The organism is Deltaproteobacteria bacterium IMCC39524, from assembly GCA_029667085.1.
Taxonomy (GTDB): Bacteria; Desulfobacterota; Desulfuromonadia; order Desulfuromonadales; family BM103; genus M0040.
On sequence record JARUHJ010000001.1, the window covers coordinates 308,605 to 327,594 of the forward strand.

General features: G+C 49.1%; 17 protein-coding genes. 9 read left to right on the forward strand and 8 right to left on the reverse strand.

Annotation, left to right across the window (positions count from 1 at the left end; translation table 11 throughout):
• Positions 1–577: 577 nt before the first annotated feature.
• Positions 578–1,432, reverse strand: a complete 855-nt coding sequence (locus P9J64_01410; GenBank protein MDG5466975.1) for a hypothetical protein — start codon at positions 1,430–1,432, stop codon at positions 578–580.
• Positions 1,433–2,253: 821 nt separating this feature from the next.
• Here P9J64_01410 and P9J64_01415 point away from each other — a divergent pair.
• Positions 2,254–3,063: a class I SAM-dependent methyltransferase gene (locus tag P9J64_01415; protein ID MDG5466976.1), complete on the forward strand. Its 810-nt coding sequence runs from the start codon at positions 2,254–2,256 to the stop codon at positions 3,061–3,063.
• A 346-nt stretch (positions 3,064–3,409) separates the two neighbouring features.
• On the opposite strand, the gene P9J64_01420 is transcribed toward P9J64_01415, so the two are convergent.
• From P9J64_01420 to hrpB, 7 genes are all read right to left on the reverse strand, one after another.
• Positions 3,410–3,649 carry a hypothetical protein gene (locus P9J64_01420; protein MDG5466977.1) on the reverse strand — a complete coding sequence of 80 codons (240 nt, stop codon included), beginning with the start codon at positions 3,647–3,649 and terminating at the stop codon, positions 3,410–3,412.
• 845 nt (positions 3,650–4,494) lie between these two features.
• Complete coding sequence (locus P9J64_01425) at positions 4,495–5,247, reverse strand: FRG domain-containing protein (GenBank protein MDG5466978.1); 753 nt, start codon at positions 5,245–5,247, stop codon at positions 4,495–4,497.
• Positions 5,248–6,074: 827 nt separating this feature from the next.
• On the reverse strand, positions 6,075–6,413 hold the full coding sequence (locus P9J64_01430; protein MDG5466979.1) for an RNA-binding protein: 339 nt from the start codon (positions 6,411–6,413) through the stop codon (positions 6,075–6,077).
• A gap of 116 nt (positions 6,414–6,529) precedes the next feature.
• On the reverse strand, positions 6,530–6,889 hold the full coding sequence (locus tag P9J64_01435; protein ID MDG5466980.1) for a YkgJ family cysteine cluster protein: 360 nt from the start codon (positions 6,887–6,889) through the stop codon (positions 6,530–6,532).
• A gap of 82 nt (positions 6,890–6,971) precedes the next feature.
• Positions 6,972–7,517, reverse strand: a complete 546-nt coding sequence (locus tag P9J64_01440) for a YaeQ family protein (protein MDG5466981.1) — start codon at positions 7,515–7,517, stop codon at positions 6,972–6,974.
• A gap of 346 nt (positions 7,518–7,863) precedes the next feature.
• Positions 7,864–9,498, reverse strand: coding sequence for an ATP-binding cassette domain-containing protein (locus tag P9J64_01445; protein ID MDG5466982.1), 1,635 nt, complete (start codon positions 9,496–9,498; stop codon positions 7,864–7,866).
• A gap of 261 nt (positions 9,499–9,759) precedes the next feature.
• A complete protein-coding gene (gene hrpB, locus P9J64_01450) occupies positions 9,760–12,246 on the reverse strand; it encodes an ATP-dependent helicase HrpB (protein MDG5466983.1) in 2,487 nt (828 codons plus the stop codon).
• A gap of 342 nt (positions 12,247–12,588) precedes the next feature.
• On the opposite strand from hrpB, the gene P9J64_01455 reads away from it, so the two are divergent.
• From P9J64_01455 to P9J64_01490, 8 genes are all read left to right on the forward strand, one after another.
• Positions 12,589–13,659: an NADH-dependent flavin oxidoreductase gene (locus P9J64_01455; GenBank protein MDG5466984.1), complete on the forward strand. Its 1,071-nt coding sequence runs from the start codon at positions 12,589–12,591 to the stop codon at positions 13,657–13,659.
• A gap of 115 nt (positions 13,660–13,774) precedes the next feature.
• Complete coding sequence (locus tag P9J64_01460; GenBank protein MDG5466985.1) at positions 13,775–14,230, forward strand: hypothetical protein; 456 nt, start codon at positions 13,775–13,777, stop codon at positions 14,228–14,230.
• A gap of 76 nt (positions 14,231–14,306) precedes the next feature.
• Positions 14,307–14,978 carry a 3'-5' exonuclease gene (locus tag P9J64_01465; protein ID MDG5466986.1) on the forward strand — a complete coding sequence of 224 codons (672 nt, stop codon included), beginning with the start codon at positions 14,307–14,309 and terminating at the stop codon, positions 14,976–14,978.
• A 486-nt stretch (positions 14,979–15,464) separates the two neighbouring features.
• A complete protein-coding gene (locus P9J64_01470) occupies positions 15,465–15,920 on the forward strand; it encodes a DUF4019 domain-containing protein (protein MDG5466987.1) in 456 nt (151 codons plus the stop codon).
• 157 nt (positions 15,921–16,077) lie between these two features.
• Positions 16,078–16,704, forward strand: coding sequence for a 3'-5' exonuclease (locus P9J64_01475; GenBank protein MDG5466988.1), 627 nt, complete (start codon positions 16,078–16,080; stop codon positions 16,702–16,704).
• A 27-nt stretch (positions 16,705–16,731) separates the two neighbouring features.
• A complete protein-coding gene (locus P9J64_01480; protein MDG5466989.1) occupies positions 16,732–17,535 on the forward strand; it encodes a DUF1460 domain-containing protein in 804 nt (267 codons plus the stop codon).
• A complete protein-coding gene (locus P9J64_01485) occupies positions 17,532–18,434 on the forward strand; it encodes a DMT family transporter (GenBank protein ID MDG5466990.1) in 903 nt (300 codons plus the stop codon). The genes P9J64_01480 and P9J64_01485 overlap by 4 nt, the downstream gene beginning before the upstream one ends.
• Before the next feature lie 105 nt (positions 18,435–18,539).
• The gene (locus P9J64_01490) at positions 18,540–18,911 is read left to right on the forward strand and encodes a hypothetical protein (protein ID MDG5466991.1); all 372 of its coding nucleotides are present in this window, start codon (positions 18,540–18,542) and stop codon (positions 18,909–18,911) included.
• Positions 18,912–18,990 lie beyond the last annotated feature (79 nt).

The following is an 18,990-nucleotide window of genomic DNA, read 5'->3' on the forward strand; positions in this document are numbered from 1 at the left end:
AGGAATTATGGTTTACATTTCTTGCATGGGCGATAGCCGATCTCGATAGCATCCTCACGAGTCTCGAAGATCTCTACACAGCTTTCACAGTTAAAGTCCCGGCAATCTGCATTATGGAAGGTTTTGCTTTTAACGTCGCCGTGGTATGACTCAGCAGCTACAGCAAAGCTGACAAATAGTAGAGCGAAGATAACGGCAAAAACACAAATTTGGTGCAAATAATGGCAACTTTTGTTCATGATTTCTCCCCCCAGGAGGTCAAAGAAAATCACACAAAATAAGTTTTTTCCAATTTTACCTGATAATTAGTTGAGGTCAAAGATGGGGGGCTAAGAAGTTGTTACGAAAAAGTCAGACTGATCAAGATAAGGCAATGTTGCCAGCGCCCTCAATACCTTGACAAGAATAAAAGGCTACCCGTTTCCAGGTGGCCGTAGTTTTATGGTTTATAGATCTTTTTAAATACCACTAGCAAATTGAATTCGCGACTATCAATAAGAAGGCTATTTGCATCTCAGAAGTCGTGACTTGAAAGAAAAAGCTGCTTCAGCCTAAGGGGTGAAGGTGGGCAAAGCCTTTACTTGGACTGATTGTAATGAATCAAAGTGTCGGGGCCAAAGGAGAGAGATCCTATAATGATTTCGTAGTCAGCAAGGTTTTGCGCGAAAGTCGATTCGTCGGATGATAGTGATATTGATGTGATACACGTATCATCTTCACCACAATTGCTAAAGAAAACTCTCTGAATCTCTTTCACAGCTAAATCATTAACTGGTGGTGTGCCTGGGGCATTCACATACGCCGCTCTTCCACCGGCCCAGAGTCCCTTGTTCTTGAGCCTTTTATAAGTTGATGCGTTTATATTCAGGACATTGCAAAAGTTGTTGCAGTTTTTAATATCGATCGGGTCATAGTCTACATCAATGATCATTTCGTATCTTGGGTCGTTTAGCTTTGTGTTGGTTTGGTCGGCCTCATATTCGTAACTTTTGTCGTGAAAATATTCATAGACCGAATTACTTGATGATCCACGAAGTTTCGCATTAAGGTATTTAGACTTCACGGAATCATAAAAACTAAGGAAAAGAAGTTTTTTATAATAATCGTCTGTTTCCATAAAAGTTCTGTCGGTCGAGACAAGGATCATTCCCCCTGTTCTATTTATGAAAACCCCTTTAATTTTTGAAATGTTATATACCGAAGAGGACTCAGATATTGATTGTGGAATTTCATCTATCTCGTGCAAACCGAGAGGAACTTTAAAAGAAAATTCATTTTCAGGGTCTATGTAATGCCTGCTCGTGACAATAGGCTGAGCAACCGGAGCACATGCACAGAGGATAAACAGAAAAATCAAGAAGAAATATAGATTGTTGACCAACACAAAGCCAACATAAGCACTAGTATTGTCCTGCATTTTGATTCTTTCCATCCCCCATGGAAACCATCAAATATGATGTAAAAACTTTATCCCCCCAATAGATAAAGTCAAACGATAGCTTTTTATTTGCCTTCGTACATCGATTTGATTGTTCAAGATTGACCGTAACGTTTAATTCTCACTAACCTGACAAAAAGAAAATTGTCACTCGGAATCGATCCAGGTGGCCATTACTTTGTTATCTTAATTTTAGCTATCAACAAGAAGCCGTTTTTAATCTCAGAAGTCGTGATTTAATAGAATAAATCTACGGGATCTTTGGCCCATCAATCGTGACGATATAGTCTCTGTTGCATGATCGGCATGTAGCTATGACGAAATTTTTGAGACGATAATCGGAACCTACAAAATAGTTCAGAGATATGTCATTTTGGTGTTTGCAGTTTTCACAAGTTGAAGTTACCGATCCGACATCTAACATGTTTCTTCTCCTTTTGAGAGTACGATCTGACAGTAGCAAATAGGTGCTCAAAAAAACCTCACAAATGGCTGATTGTTAAGGAGAAATAATAGTTTTTTAATTTAATGTACTAACACCTACTGACAATCATGGCCACCAAGGATCGAACCCTGGTGGCCATGATTTTGTGGACTATTTAGTTTCCTGAATACCTCTATCAATAAGAGCCGTTTTTCGTCTCCGAAGTTGTGATTTATTGCCCCTGTATCTAGTAACTTTGGGACGATTCAAACCGCTACTTTGCAAGCGCCAGCTCCAAAAAGCCAAGGAACTGCTATAATTGACTGTCTACACCGGCCGGCGACCATTTGACATCAAGTCGAATGGACCGGCCGCCTGGCAAAGGCTCTATATGAACCGTCTGCAGCTCATGGAGATCGAAGACCAATCCTGGTGCCCCGCAGCCCTGCGTAACGGGACGACTGATTTCCTGCAGACGGTGATGGCCTTGGCTGATCCCTATGCGCCAGTGCGGCCTTTGCTGCTTGAGGCCCTCAAGCGCTGTGGCACGCGGCGGATCATTGATCTCTGCTCAGGTGGCAGTGGCCCCTGGCAACGCTTTTTCCCGTCGCTCCAGCAGGCTTTGGGGCTACCGCTGCAGCTTTCGTTGACGGACCTGTACCCTAATCCCCATGCGGGCATGGAGCTCCAGCGGCAGTATCCGCAACAGGTCGGCTGGTGGCCCGAACCGGTCGATGCACAAAGGCCACCGGAACAACTGCGGGGGTTTTACACGCTCTTTACCTCGGGGCACCATTTCAGTCCTGAGGCGCTGGGACGCATCCTGCGGCAGGCTGTGGAGAAAGGGCAGGGGATTGCACTGTTTGAATTGAGCCACAGGTCGTTTCTGGCTCTGTTTCTGGTGTTGCTGACGCCCCTGGCCGTGTTGCTGGTGATCCCGTTCTGCCGGCCTGTTCGCCTGTCATGCCTGTTCTGGGTCTACCTGGTTCCGCTGGTACCGTTGCTGGCTCTGTTTGACGGAATTGTTTCCTGTCTTCGCACCTACAAGCCCGAAGAACTGCGCGGCATTGTCGCTCGTCTTGGGGAGAGTGGCTACAATTGGCAGATCGGCGAACAGCCCTCCGACCGCGGGCTGCCCCCGCTCACCTACCTGATCGGCATTCCCCGCAGCGACCAACCAACCGAAAGGCCTGGTTCATAACCCAGATCCGGCTTCATCAGCGCGAAACAATCGTCCCCGCCCACGGCTATCCACAGTCCTTTCCTCCAGGATGTTTCCAATTGGCCTGTATCCTGAGTTGCCTGACAAACAGTCATGACCACCCCGACAGATTCAGGAGGCCTGTAATGTAAGAAAGCCTTCGATCCGGAGATTGAAGGCTTTCGTGTTTTATAAATGGTGATAATTAGGAAAGACTCCCCGTTGTCCAGAAGTCGTATTGCTAACCATTCATCCCTTCAACACAGAAGTCACGAAACACAAGTGACTCTGGAACCAGCTATCAGCCGTTCATGATGAATGGTTTTGTGCTTGATGTGTCAGTGGCTCAGTTGATAGCCCGCCGTTCATGACCGTTGAACAGGTGTGAGGCCTCACGTCTTGACTTGACTCGAATCGGATCTACTCCAACCGCGACCCAACCAGATTCTCTTCTGAATTTTATCACGCGATTGTTTTCGAGGAGGACGTCGAGAACTTGTGGAGTAAAATGGTGATGAGTGCCATCGCTCATGATGACTTCGATAGGATTCTGTCCCGCTCTTCTTAGGCCTCTTCGCTCAGGCATATACGCCTCCTTGAAAAAAGGTCATTGCAGACTTCTAACCGAAACAAGGGAAAAACTTGAAGTGGATTGTATCTAAAATCAACTTACATATCTCAAGCTATCAGAAGCGCATATAGATGAAAACATCTTTTTTCATTTATGATGTGCCGGCTGTCCTGGGAGAGATTCTTCCAAAGTGACTGATAAGAAAAAAGCCCCGTAACAAGGAGGGGAGTTACGGGGCAATAGGGTTTAATCAGGCAGGCAGTAAACGCCTACCTGTTCGTATTATACTAGAATGCTCATAAGGTGGTCAACTAGAGGTCAAATGCCTGAGTGATAGAGTTCGATAAGAAGCTGATTTTGCCTCAGAAGTCGTGATTTCTAGGAGACCCTGTATATAACAACAGTCGTAGACGCTAGAAATATCCAGTGCAGGTAATCAACCCTATTCCTCTTCCTTTTTGGCAATCGCATATAATACAGGAGGGCAAATGGCGGACAACACAAAAACAGGAGCGCCTCAAAGCCTTTTGCTCTGGAATCATCCCTTGCCATGATCGCCATCCAGACATGGGTGAAAATCATAACCACTCCAGCCATTAAAGTCATTGGATCTTCAACCATGTGAAGGCACTCTGAAGGAAATATTGGTCATAGACAAAATCATTTTAGTCCTAAAAACTCCACCGCTGACACACTTTAAAATTCTCAGAAATCCTCTCACATTGATTTGATGCAGTCAAACTAACAGAAATGCGAAAATCTTGCTGACACGGAGGGTGTGAGTTATGAGAAAGATGTTCCTGCAACCTCAACAGCAAGTTTTGGCGGTGCTTGGTTAGACTCGTTTATGGTAATTCAGCTCATCTTCTTCGCGGTGGCCAAATGCCCTTAAGTTCGTCAGCCAAGTGATCCAAGTCAGGAAAGATGTCGCCCTTCCTGAAGCCGCAGACATCAATCGCATGGGCCATGGAGCGAACGGCATCAGAGGGAATACACATCGCAGTAAGAAACTTATTGTACGTCTCATGCGTGTCGAGAGGACCATCGAAAGAGTGAATCGTAAAGCACGCCTGCTGGACGGACATACGCATGTCGGTTTCAGCAGCCATGACAGAAAGAACCTTCTGGTTTTCAGAAGACTTGTCCGTGAATGCGGCAGCAACCATTCCGTGACACATCTTCGCGTCGAGTGATGGTGTGATGGCTTTGCCTGTCTCGTGTTCGTTAAGCGCATGTGGATCAAGGATCCATATCACGGCATCCTCAGCGGAGACATGGGGATTATATATGTAGTCCTCCAGGGCGAAGTAGAGAGCAACCAGCGGGGATCGCGACCAATCGAGCAATCGTGTGGGAAGCCGGTAATGTTGCATCAGGCTCAACCACGATGCTACATCGTCATAACGGGGTACGCCAGAATGCTTCGTGCCTGCTCGTGCACAAAATCGATTTGTGAAGTTGCGTTCATCGTCATGGTCGTAGTCCCGCCAGATAGCTGGTTGGACATGCCATTTGCTCGAGCGATGGCCTCGGAACCAGAGGATACGCCTCTGTTCTCCTGTGAGTTCTGCCACCTCATCGATCAGTTTCCCCAGGGTTCGTATACCACTCATGGAGGCCTCCACGTTCAAGAGCTATCCTGTGAAATTGGTTTATCAAAGATATTGAACCTGAAGAGCGTTCAATGAGACGGTTGTCTTCATCTTGGGAATCGTAAATCTGAGGGTTTTGTTTGGACAATCTCTTGTTCTACAGATTGTGACACGAATTACATAAGGCACTTCCTCGATTGTCAATTACAAGAATTTGACCGTCATGTGGATCCAAGCCGTGACAGGTAGCACAAGTTATTTTACCTTCCACCAAAACTAGCTCTGGTGGAAGAAAAGACGCCCTGCGAAACTTCTCGCCAGCTTCAATATCGTCTTCATAAGGTCTGCCTGTGATATGCCCACCATGAAATCTATTTTTCGGTTCATCTATATCCTCGTGGCAGGACAAGCATTCAGACGAAAGCTGGTCAAGCTCAAGAGCGGCAGGCCTGGCTTCAGCTTCAGCCTCCAAAGCGAATACGCCGACAGAAGATATTAGTATCAGAAGCAGAATAATGGATCGAACCGCAAACATATTACCCCCCAACTTACTACTCTTTTGAAAATGATAGCGCAACTCGTCAAGATGTCATCATTTGGTAAACTTTTTAAGAAAACTAAACGAAAAGAAATGGCCACCCAGATTTGACCCAGGTGGCCATGATTTTGTGTGTTAGAGGTCTTATTTAATGTCTCTGTCAATAAAAATGTTGCAAAGAGAAATATTAGAACTGGACCTCCGAGGGGGCGAAATTTCCATGATCAAGTCAATCAACTCAGAACGCGAACAGAGCCAAATGAAAAGGGCGCTTTCCGTTAAGGAGCGCCCTTTTCATTGCCAGTGCAATCTATTTGCGACGTTTGGGTGGGCGACGTGATCTTTGTGGTTTTTTAGTCGCCGGTTTTGTCGCCGGGGTCGCAGTTCTTCTTGGCAAAGCTTCGGTAACACTGATGATGCGTTTATGCAGGGAGACGCCGTCGATTGTGTTGATGGCGTCTTTTGCTTCTGCTGCTGTTGTCATGTGGACAAAGGCACAGCCTTTGAATAATCCTGACTTCTCATCGGTGACCATATGAATGGAACGGACCTTGCCGCAGAGGGAAAAGAGTTTGTGTAAATCCTCTTCCTCTGCTTCGAAGGGAATGTCTGCTACGTACAGGTCTTTGCTGGTCAAAGGCTTTTTCATGCGTTTATAGCTCCAGTGGGGCAGTTGTCAGTAATCAGTAATCAGTAATCAGTAATCAGTAATCAGTAATCAGTGAACAGTGAACAGTGAACAGTGAACAGTGAACAGTGAACAGGTTAGGTTTTATCTTTTACAAATGCTTTGCACCCCGTTGACTCGGCGTGGCTCTGATGCTCTGGGTAGGCCCGGCAATGGTCGGGTTTTACCTCTTCTATACCACACAGATGGCCTTTTTGATCGAGTCGGTCGATAAGCCAGGGGCAACGTTCGACATCGTCTCCTGATTCAGGGTCCACCCAGGCCGTGTGAAGTTTGTTCGTTGGTCCCAAATCGAGGGTCTTGACCCAGGCCAGGATGTCATCGCGACCAGACTGGCGCCAACGCTCCAGGTCTTCATCACTGACGCAACCATTGTATGCGTCGATGAGAGTAAGGCAACATTGACCGCAGCAGCGGCAGTTGAAGGTTGAGTCCATAGCTTTCCTGAGCATGAGAGGCGTGTTTAACCAGTATAGAACCACAGCCTTGTAATGCAAAAATAAAGCTGTGGGCTCTTTCTCATCCTTGAGTTTTACGTACCAGGGGGGTCACGGTAAGGGTCTGATCCTCACAACTCAACCAGATTTCGCCATCCTGAAGCGTGCATTGCAGTTGCATAGTTCGCGTCGCCAGGTTTGCCAACTCACTGCAGTTTGCTTCGGGAATTTCTATAACGGTCAAATTGTTAAAACGTTGTAGCTTGGGCGCGTTGTTCTGCCACCACAGGTCTGCGTTGCGGCCCCCATAGATATACAGGCAAACATGCATGGCACGACTGCAGGCTTTGCGCACGCGTTTTTCGTCGGGCAGGCCGACATCTATCCATAATTCAATCTCATCACTCAGGCTTTTCTGCCAGAGGGCCGGCTCGTCATCGACACATAAGCCCTTGGTGAAGCTCAGGTGTTCATCAGCATGCAGGGCAAAGGCCAGCAATCGCACCATCATGCGCTCGTCGGTTTCAGACGGGTGCCTGGCCAGGGTCAGCTGATGGTCGGCATAGTAGTGCCGGTTCATGTCTGATACCTGGAGATTTGCTTTGAAGATGGTGGCGCTTAGAGCCATTAAGGATCCTTTTGAGGGTAAACTTGAGAGAGGTTTTTCAGGCTACAATAAGAGTAACTAAAGCTTTAACAAAGATAAGCTAAGAGCTTATGAATGAAGGTGAAAATCTTTCTGGTTTTCTAATTCACTCCAGTAGCTATTGTCAGGACTAATAATTCTCTTTGCTACCCGTTCGATTCTCTCACTAGAGACACAGAGGGCACAAAGCACACCTGATTGTTTTTTAGAATTCTCTGTGTCATCTGTGTCTCTGTAGCCAAAGGTTGTCTCTCACTATGGCCTCAGGCACCGACTTCTGGCTGCGTTCAATAATGATCGTCTCGGGTCTGTTTTTATGAAAATCATTTTAAAGCTTCAGGTCCGCTTCACCATTACACATCTGCTCGCGTAGAGCGTTGATGTCGGTATTTTCGAGATATTCTTCAAAGCCCATAACACGATCGATAACGCCGCCCGGGGTGAATTCAACGATCCGGTTGGCAATTGTTGAGACGAACTTATGGTCATGGGATGTGAAAAGGATCACTTCGGAGAAGTTGATCAGGCTGTTGTTAAGAGCGGTAATGGATTCCAGGTCGAGGTGGTTGGTCGGCTCGTCGAACATGAGCACGTTGGCATTGCTCAGCATCATCCTGGAGAGCATGCAACGCACCTTTTCTCCACCGCTGAGAACGCTGGTCTTTTTGGTCGCTTCATCTCCGGAGAAGAGCATGCGGCCGAGAAAACCCCGTGCGAAGCTCTCTCCCTCGTGTGGAGGGTACTGGCAAAGCCATTCGATCAGGTTTAAGTCGTTTTTAAAGTAAGAACTGTTCTCTTTAGGAAAATAAGAGTTGGTAATCGTTACGCCCCAGCGGAAGCTGCCGCTGTCGGGTTTGATCTCCTCGGCAAGAATTTGCAAAAGCGTGGTTTTTGCGACGCTGTTGACGCCGACGAAAGCGATCTTGTCATTTTTGTTGACGATCAGGTCCAGGTTGTCGATAACTTTGACGCCATCAACGCTTTTACTCAGCCCTTTGATCTCCAGGATGATGTCACCACAGGGTCGTTCGGGTTTAAAAACAACAAAGGGGTACTTACGTGAGGAGGTGGGCAGCGCTTCGATGTCAATCTTGTCGAGCAGCTTTTTCCGCGAAGTGGCCTGCTTGGCCTTGGAGGCGTTGGAGCTGAAACGGGCGATAAAGTCTTTAAGCTCACTGGCCTTGTCGCTGGCTTTTTTGTTCGCGTCTTGCTTTTGTTTAAGAACCAACTGACTCGCTTCGTACCAGAAGTCGTAGTTGCCGACATAGGTGCGAATCGTACCGAAGTCAATGTCAGAGATATGGGTACATGCCTGGTTCAGGAAGTGCCGATCGTGGGAAACGACGATGACAGTATTCTGAAAGCGGCCGAGAAACTCTTCCAGCCATTTGATCGATTTGAGGTCGAGGTTGTTGGTCGGCTCATCGAGCAACAGAACGTCGGGGTTGCCAAACAGTGCCTGGGCCAGAAGAACGCGAACCTTTTCACCGCCTTCGAGTTCTTTCATCTTCTTGTGGCGCAGTTCCTCTGGGATACCCAGGCCGTTGAGTAACACGGCGGCCTCAGATTCTACCTCGTAGCCGTTCATGTCGGAAAACTCAGCTTCCAGTTCACCTGAACGGACGCCGTCCTCCTCGGTGAACTCGCCTTTGGAGTAGATCGCTTCACGCTCGGTCATAACGGAGTAAAGTCGTTCGTGGCCCATGACCACCGTGTTAAAGACGGTCTCTTCGTCAAAGGCGAATTGATCCTGACGCAAAACAGCCAGGCGCAAGCCTTTGCCGATGCTGACTTCACCTTTGTCGGCGTCTATATCTCCTGCAAGGATCTTGAGAAAAGTCGATTTGCCGGCGCCGTTGGCACCGATCAGGCCGTAACAGTTGCCTGGAGTAAATTTGATATTAACGTTCTTGAAAATGGTCCGTTTGCCGTAGGCCAAACAGATATTTGAAGCACTGATCATGGGGTCTATTGTTCCTCGAAATAAGCGGAGTAGAAAAAATAAAAAACCACAGGGGCACAACCCCGTGGTTTAGCGCTGCAAATCTATATCACTCTTCCTGTGGACAGGCAATGCTTTTCAGACTTTTCTGTTATAGAATCAGAACTTAATGATGGAGAGGGGGTCGGGGTTCGAGGTTCGGGGTTAAGGGTTAAGGGTTAAGGGTTAAGGGTTAAGGGCTCGCCAGTCCCCAGCCTCCAGCCTCCAGCCTCCAGAGATAAATCACCGCCCCCTGGTTCTCTTTGTCGCCACCGCCTCCCAGGGGTTGTCCGGCCATGGGTGTTTGGGATACCGACCTTTCATCTCTTTTTTGACCTCGGGGTAAACGGTGTCCCAGAAACTTTTCAGGTCTTGTGTCACTGCTAAAGGTCGACCCGCCGGAGAGAGCAGGTGGATGACGACCGGGATACGATCTTCTGCAAGCCTGGGGGTTGCAGCGAGCCCGAACAGCTCCTGAAGTTTGACGGCCAGAACCGGCAACTCTCCTGTCTTGTAATCAATCCTGATTTTTGATCCGCTCGGAACCGCAAGTTTCTCAGGAGCCATTCGGTCGAGCTTCTGCAATTTCTGCCAACCGATCCTGGCTTTCAAGGCTGCTGCGAGATCGATGCGTTTCAGGCTGTTTCGATGGCTCACCCCCGGAAGGAAGGGCGTGAGCCAAGCCTCAAGGGTTGCGCTTAACGTTTGATCTGACCAATCGTCCCAATATTCCCCTGGCAGCTGTTGGTGCAGAAAGGCGGCTCGTGCCTGCAGTTGTCGCGTAGCACGTGTCCAGGGGAGGATTTCGAGCCCCTGGCGCCGTATTAAATCGCAGATGGCGGGGATGGTGTCGTCCGTGGTTGCTGTTGCAGGGCGCTCTTGCAGAAGGATTGCTCCCAACCTGCGGACCTCACGTACGAGCACGCGGTTAGCCTGGTCATCCCAGCCGGCCTCGCGTTGCCATTCAAGCTGATCTCCGAACAACTCTTCAATCGTGTTGTAATCCAGGGCACTGGCCAGGCTGATCTCTTCTTCACTATTATTTCGACTCACTAGTTCCGTTGCGACCAGCCATTCAGAGTCACGCACCACAGACGCGTTCGCCAGCGTGACGCCCTGGCCATTACTTAGCAGGAAACGGTCGCTGCCAGATTTTCGTCTGAGCGCTATCCTGTCCGGGTAGGCGCTGGCCAGAAGCCTGCCGATCTCCTCTGTGTCATAACTTCGATCGTTGCCTGCTTTGGTCAACTTCCTCCAGTAGCTTGCAGCTCTTCTAACAGCGGCCGTTCTCGGGGAACGGTCTCGTCGTAGAATTTCAAGGCGTTCAATCAGGTCACTTGCGCTGGTTGTGGTCGCTGCGTGCCGTGAATTGTGCATGAGATCACGCTCTGAAAGAATGGCGACCAGGTCACTGGCAAGGCCGTGACAGTTCATATCAACACCCGTGACCAGCAGTCGAGCCAGGCGAGGGTGGGTCGGGTACCGTGACATCCTTTGCCCCAGGGGCGTTAATCTGAAATCGTCATCCACCGCCCCAAGGGTTGACAGCAGTTTTCGGGCTGCAGCCAGGTGCCCGGTCGGGGGTTGGTCCAGCCACTTCAGTTCTGCGACTTCGTGAGCCCCCCACTGAGCGAGCTCCATGGCCAGCGAAGCCAGGTCTGCCTGGCGAATTTCAGGAGGAGCGAAGGGCAGCAGGGTGCCGTGGGTGCCCTCTGACCAGAGCCGAAAACATCTGCCTGGTTTCAGCCGGCCGGCGCGACCGGCGCGTTGTTCTGCGCTGGCACGGGAAATACGCACTGTTTCCAGTCGGGTCATGCCTCGTGCTGCGTCGAAGCGAGGTCGACGCTCCCAGCCGCAGTCGACGATGCTTTCGATTCCTTCGATCGTCAAACTGGTCTCGGCAATATTGGTGGCCAAGACGACGCGACGCCGTTTGCCGGGAAGAATGGCTGCTTCCTGGTCAACGAAGGGGAGCCCTCCATAGAGTGGGCGTAAATCTATTTTCGTGGATAGCTCTTTGAGTTGTTCGTGACAGCGTCTGATCTCGCCGGTTCCGGGGAGGAAAGCAAGGATATCACCGGTCGTCTCTTGCAGCGCATGACGAACGCCAAGGCAGGTGCTTTCGGCAATCCTGTGACGCTCCATATCGCTGAGATGATCGACAGCAACCGGAAAGGATCTGCCTTTGGCTGTGATGATCGGGCAATCGTCCAGCATTTGTGACAGGGGATCAGCATCGAGCGTTGCAGACATGACCAGTATGCGTAAATCTTCCCGCAAGCATTGCTGAGCTTCGCGGCAGAAGGCCAGGGCCGTGTCGGCTTGCATGCTACGTTCATGGAACTCATCGAAGATCACCAGCCCGACACCTTTCAGCTCGGGATCGCTCTGCAGACGTCGAATCAAGAGTCCTTCGGTGATCACTTCCAGGCGGGTTTGAGCGCTGACTTTGCGTTCGTAACGAATCGCGTAGCCAACCTTGTCACCGACCGGTTCATTGCGTAGGGACGCCATGTAACGAGCTGCATTGGTTGCGGCCAGCCGGCGTGGTTCGAGCATTAAGATTGATTGACCCTTCAGCCAGGCCTTATCGAGTAACGCCGTCGGCACACGGGTGGTTTTCCCTGACCCTGGGGGGGCTTGAAGGACGGCTGTTCCTCTTGTGCTCAAGGCGTCGCTGAGTTCGTCCAGTATGGTTTCGACGGGGAGTTGTGTGGAAGGTTTGTGCATGAGAGCTATTTTGCCACAAAACCGGATTATTGTGTCTCTTAAGTTAAACTTTGTAGCGTTGTAAATATACTGATTATGGTGGAGAAACAGGAATATCAGCCAGCCAAAAGAAAAATCTGTCCTACGCCCGTTCGCTATACTCACTTGAGACGTAGATACTGCAGAGTCAGGGTTTTCATCTCCCCATGACTTTCTCTGCGGTCTCTGCGCCTCTGCGTGAATCCAGTTATGTGCCCTTCCTGTTTCATGATTTTCCCTGCCAGAGCTTTTATATGCCAGACTATCCGCTATAGTTTAATCGGCCAATATAGATGATTAAACTTATCAACGAAGGGAAACTCTATGTCTAGCGATCTTCTTTTTTCTCCATTTCAGTTGAAAAGCTTTACCCTGCGCAACCGCCTCGGTGTCGCACCCATGACCCGCATGTCTTCGCCGGGAGACAGCATCCCACGCCAGGATGTCTTTGATTTTCTGGTTCGTCGGGCGGAAAAGGGCGCATCGATTGTTTATACAGAGGCAATCGTCACCGATTACGAGAGCAGTCAGGGGTACCCCCGACAATCAAGGATGGTTACCCAGAAACAGATTGATGCCTGGAGTTCTGTTGTCGAGGACATACGTGACCATGGCGGCATCTCTATTATGCAGATGTTCCACTGTGGCCGCATGGCTTGGCCTGAGGTCAATCCTGCCGAACGCTCGATTGCTCCGAGCCGTATTGCTCCCAAACAGCTTAATCCGATGACCGGGAAAGCCTACCCCTTGCCTGAAGAGATGAGTCAGTTTGATATCGATCATGTCATTAACGGTTTTGTTGAAACGGCCAAAGGGGCCGTATTGGCAGGTTTTGATGGTGTCGAGATTCATGGTGCGCATGGTTACCTGATCAACCAGTTTCTCTCGAGCTATTCAAATCAACGTGATGACAGCTATGGGGGTTCTGTGGAGAACCGCTTTCGTTTAGCCCGTGAAGTGATTGACGCTGTCGCTCTGGTCATGCCGGAAGATCGCCTTTTGACTTTCCGTGTTTCCAACTGGGGGATCGCTGATATGGAGGTTTCTCTTTTCGACAGCGCTGAGGACTGGCAGGAGATGATCGGTTTGTTGGTCAGAACTCCCATCGACGCCATCTCTTTGTCCACTTACAACTTCAAAGACAAGGCCTTTGGGACGGATCAGACCATGTCGCAATTGACCCGGGAAGTGACTCCCTTGCCACTCATGATTTGCGGGCAGATTTACGATCGAAAAAGCGCTGAGGAGGCCCTTGAATTTGCTGATATCGCTTTGAGCAGCAAATCAATTCTGCTTAACCCCGACTGGGTCTCTGACGTGCGTGATGGCAAAGAACTTCCTCTTCATAAATCGGAAGAAGCTGGTGTCGCTTATACTGACGAGCCCTTGCCCTGACATTTTTTTATCTCGAGGTGGCTTTACGAAGAGGGCAAAGAAAACTGCGATTCTGTATTGATCGTTTTCTTCTGATTCTGTTGCTCTTATAAACAGTCTCCGTTAATATCCAGTGATGAACAAAGTGAAACCAGAAAACTGGACGCCGGCCATTTTAAGTTCTCTCGTCTCTGATGTGGTTGCTGCTGTTGAAAATGGTGAGATAGATTCGGCATTCGATAACATCGAAATGACGGGCGGCTGTTTGTCGCGAAGCAAAAACACCAAAAATTTCACCAAGAATTACCTTATGGCTTGTATCCAGGCGGGTGTCCAGGGTGTTTCTGAAGCAGGCAAAGATACCGCCCTTGGCGTGGTGAATGCTTTCAGGCTAATGAATTCAGAGGCGCCTTTGGATGAGCTCCCGGAAAATTACAAAGTCGTTGCCATTAAACTCCCCCACACAAATGGCAATCCTGACGTTGAGATCTATATCAAGGAAGGCGACAGGGTCCTTTATGGTGAGAAGGTCTTGCCGCGCGGCATCCTGACTGAAAATTTTTTGAATATAACGGGTGCCAGCCTTTTGTAAGAGCTCGTCGTTTGCCACTTTAACTGATTGCAGGCTGTTGTCCTGTTAACTTCCATTCCCAGAGGTTTCTGCAAAGATGTCCGAACAGAAGTTGATCTTTATCGATGTTGAGACGACCGGTGTGAATCCGGAACGTAATGGCCTGACCCAGATCTCCGGTTGCGTGCAAATCGGTGACGAAGTCAAAGAGTCTTTCGATTATTTTGTGCGCCCGTATCCTCAGGATGCAATCGAAATGGCGGCCCTGGAAGTGACCGGCATGGACCGAAGACAGTTCCTGCCACCCGATCATCCTGATCACCTTGCGGTCCCCGGCCAGCTGTTTGAGGACCCCAAAGATATTTATGTGCGTCTTTCGACGATGTTTTCAAAATACGCCAGTCAGTATGACAAGTCTGACAAGTTTCAGTTTGTCGGTTACAACGCCCATAGCTTTGATATGCCTTTTATGAGGCGTTTCTGGGAGAAGAATGGTGACCGTTTCTTTGGTAGCTGGTTCTGGTATCCCTGTCTTGACGTTATGCTGGTTTGGGCGCAGATTCTACAGGAGACGCGTGCCGATCTGAGCAACTTCAAGTTGGCGACGGTTGCAAAGCATTGCGGTATTGATGTTGATGACAGCCGTTTGCACGATTCTCAGTACGATATTGAGCTGACCCGTGAGCTCTGGTTGGCTGCGCGACAGATCGTTGATCGGGGGAATAAGGATCAGCCTGCATGGAAGCAGGGTGAGCTTTTTGATTTTTGATAGCCTACGCTTCCCCCCTTAGCCCGAGGCCCTTGTGGACCTCTCCAGCAGTGCTTGCTTCACGTTCGGTATAGTTTATCTTCTTGCTGCTAAAAAGAAGAGTCGAGAGGCCCCCTGAACCGGGCCGGATTCCATTCTCTTCCGTAATTAAAAGCCACTGAAACCAGGCAAAAGAATATGCTCTCCGCTAGGAGAAGGCTTTTTTGCATACTTTTGCTGCCGGGCAAAAGTATGGCGTCTGGCGGTACGCGAACCGCCGGTTCTGGTTTAGTTTTGTGAGCCACCAATATCGAACCATGCTTCTGTTCTAAAACCACCCCTAATGTTTTACTTCGCGAAACCAGCTAACCCCATACAGTAAAGAGGTTTTATCAAATTACGTTTTTTCTTGAAATCTGCACCACCCCGGTTGCCCCATCGGCTTGACCAGCTTAGAATTAATACAAACACAACGCTTCTTCCTCTTGATTGTTACAGGAGGCTGACATGATCAATGTTAAAGCAATTTCCCAGCACGCGCAGATTCATCTGTGCCTGCTCTTTACAAGCATTCTCTTGATTGTGATGCCGGTTTTAAATAAAACTCCGAGTCAGCATGTTGCTGAGAAGTCAGTGTTGGCTGCTGCAGAGTTTCTCTTTCTGGTTGATACGGAAGAGTACGCAGAAAGCTGGGAGGTCTCATCAGCAGTTTTACAGAAAATGCTGACTCAGCAGGCGTGGAGTGAGAAAATCTCAGAGTTGCGTACTTTTCTCGGCCCTATTATTGAAAGGGTGCAGCAGAACATCGCTTATACTGACGATGCCAGTGATGTGCCTTCGGGTGAGTACGTGGTGATGACTTTTGTCTCAAAGTTTGAGCTGAGAGAACGGGTCACTGAAACCATTACACTTCTACTCGGCGATGATAATCGCTGGCAGGTGGTTGGCTATTTTCTCCGCTAGTTTATGGCCTCCTTGTGCCAACTGGTGGTCGTACAGCGACATTAAAGGTTTTCCCCCCTGTTTTTCAAGCGGGTCAGGGACTTGTTTGTCAGCCTCGATGTCGCATTGTTCGTCATAAATTCTTGCCAAATAAACCACAGCCCTCTATAACTCTTTTATGCAATCAACCCACCAGGAAACTATCGTTGTTCTTGACTTTGAAACCACTGGAATCTCTCCCGATTACGGTGACCGAGCGATAGAAATCGGTGCCGTAAAGATCAGGGGAGGGCAGATTCTGGAACGCTTTCAAAGCTTGATGAATCCCGGCGTTCGCGTGAGTCAATTTATTGAAAATTACACCGGGATTACCAACCAGATGGTGCAGGCTGCGCCCGATGCTGCCGAGGTTATGCGGGCGTTTGCCGATTTTATCGGCGATAAGCCGCTGGTTGCTCACAACGCTTCTTTTGACAGGCGATTCCTGAACACGGAGTTTGCCCTTATCGGGCAAGGTTCCAGGGATAACTTTGGTTGTTCCATGCTGATTTCTCGCAGGGTTTATCCCGATGCACCTAACCACAAGTTGGAAACCCTGGTGCGCTACAAGGATCTGCAGACTGATGGCACCTTTCACAGGGCATTGGCTGATGCTGAGATGACTGCATATCTCTGGATGAGTATGTCTGAGGACTTGCGTTCCTTGTATGGATTTGATCAGGTGCCCTTTGTTTTGATGCGCGATTTGGCAAAGGTTCCCAAGGCACAGGTGGGCGCTTATCTTCTGAGGCTTTTGAACGCCTAAGTTGTTTTTTTAATTTCTGGAGTTGAGATGTTTCTCTTTTTGTTTAAGAAGGTTAAGGTCTCTCTCTTAATGTTGTGTGTCACCTTGTCTTTTGCCTTGGCTTCTTATGCCGAGGTTGTCAAACTGGGCTCCTGGAACGAATCCACCCTCGCGCAAATCATTTTTTCTTCGCAGCAGACAGATAGGCCTGGCGACGTTATCGTTGCACTCTCCGGTCATTTCAAAGACTCCCCGTATGCTGAGAATACCTTGTTGGGCGGTCCCAACGACCCTGAAGAGTTTGTTCTTAACCTCTCTGAATTCGATTGCTTCACCTTTCTTGACGTCGTTGAGTCTTTACGTCGTTCTTCGAACTACGAAGAATTTGCCGACAACCTAAAAGCTGTTCGCTACTTTGATGGCACGGTGTCCTACGAAAAACGCAGACATTTTTTTAGCGATTGGGTTGTCGGTGATGCTCTGATTGAGGATGTTACTGTCTTGGTTGCTAAAGGGCAAGCTGTGTCCGTTAATAAACGCCTCAATCAAAAAGACGATGGCTCTCTCTGGTTGGCTGGTCTTGACGTTGTGCCACGGCAGGTTGACTACCTCCCGACCTTGAGCGTCGATAAGGAGGTCCTTTCTCTGCTGCATTCCGGAGACTATATTGGCATATACAGCCCCCTTGGTGGTCTTGATGTCAGCCATACCGGGATCATCGTCAAGGGTGAGGGACGAACCTTCATCCGTCATGCCTCTTCACGCAGTGAAACAGGCCGGGTGGTTGACGAAGACTTACTTCAATACCTGCAGGGTAAGCCTGGCCTGATTGTGTACCGCGTTAAGCCATGACACGGATCAAAGACCGTCCATACCTGCTTTTAACACTGGCCGTCCTCTTCTGGGCCGGGAACTTTATCCTGGGAAGAGCCTTTCATACGGAGATCCCGCCCATCGCACTGGCTTTCTGGCGCTGGGTTGGTGCCGCAATACTTGTCACCTGGCCAGCGCTGCCTCATTTACGGCGTGATCGTCAAGCTTTGCTCAATGCATGGCCTGCTGTCCTTCTTCTTTCTCTCCTTGGCATAGCTGCTTTCAACACACTCGCATACAGCGGTCTGCAATACACCCAGGCCATCAATGCTTTTCTGCTGCAATCAATGATGCCGGTCCTGATTGTGCTCTTTTCCTTTTTGATTTTCCGCGAGAAGGTTACGCGCCTGCAAAGTCTTGGTATCCTGGTTTCGCTCTGTGGGGCCGTATTGATCACCGCACGTGGCGATTTTGAAAGACTGCAATCTTTATCTTTTAATCGTGGCGACCTTTTGGTCTTTGCCGCAATTGCATGCTATGCAGGCTATTCGGTCATGTTGCGTAAACGGCCACATGCGCATCCCCTGGCTTTTATTGCGACGACCTTCTGGCTTGGCTCTATTTTTCTTGTTCCCCTCTACCTCTGGGAGGCCTTAACCGTATCCAGTATGGAGCTCAACCCATCAACACTGTTGGTGCTCGCTTACGTCATGGTTTTTCCTTCAATCGTTTCTTACCTTTGCTTCAATCGTGGGGTTGAACTGGTCGGGGCCAATCGTGCTGGCCTCTTTATCCATCTGATGCCCGTGTTCGGCGGGTTGATGGCTGTTGTTTTTCTCGGTGAAGCCTTCGGCTGGTATCACGGGGTCGGAGTTGTTCTGATTGGACTGGGTATCTACCTGGCAACTCGCAAGAAAGCCTCTGGCGTCGCCAATTAACGCAGTAGCAGAGAGAAAACCAATGCATTCTGGCTTTGAAACTTGTATAAATATGGAATCTTTTTCTGCGATTAATTTATCCACCTTTAAATAGCAAGGGTTCTTATGAAGAAACACGATACGATTTTGATGTATGGCTTATCCGGGATCAGCATCCTCAGCTCTTTCCTCTTCATCATGTATGGCATGAACATCATCCTGTCTGACACAGCTGCTCACGGTTTGATGGTGTTTGCCTATGTTACGACAGCCTATGGCCTCGCCAATGTGACTATTCTAAGCCTTGCGTGGAGTACCCGGGAGAAATGGGCCAGCACAGCGAACAAGTTTATCGCTCTTTGCTACCTGGGTGTCTTCGTCATGGATATGCTCAATAAAGGCATGAAGAGTCACCTCGGCGCTGTCGGTATCCTGGTTGTCGCAGTCATCCTGCTTGCAAACTGGTTCGCAGTCACAAAAGTCATTGAACGTGACTGAGTGCGGGCTGTTTTATCTGTCTTCTCGTTAGCGTCCCGCTTGACATTCCCTGTTCGCTTGAGAATATGAAGTAAAGCTC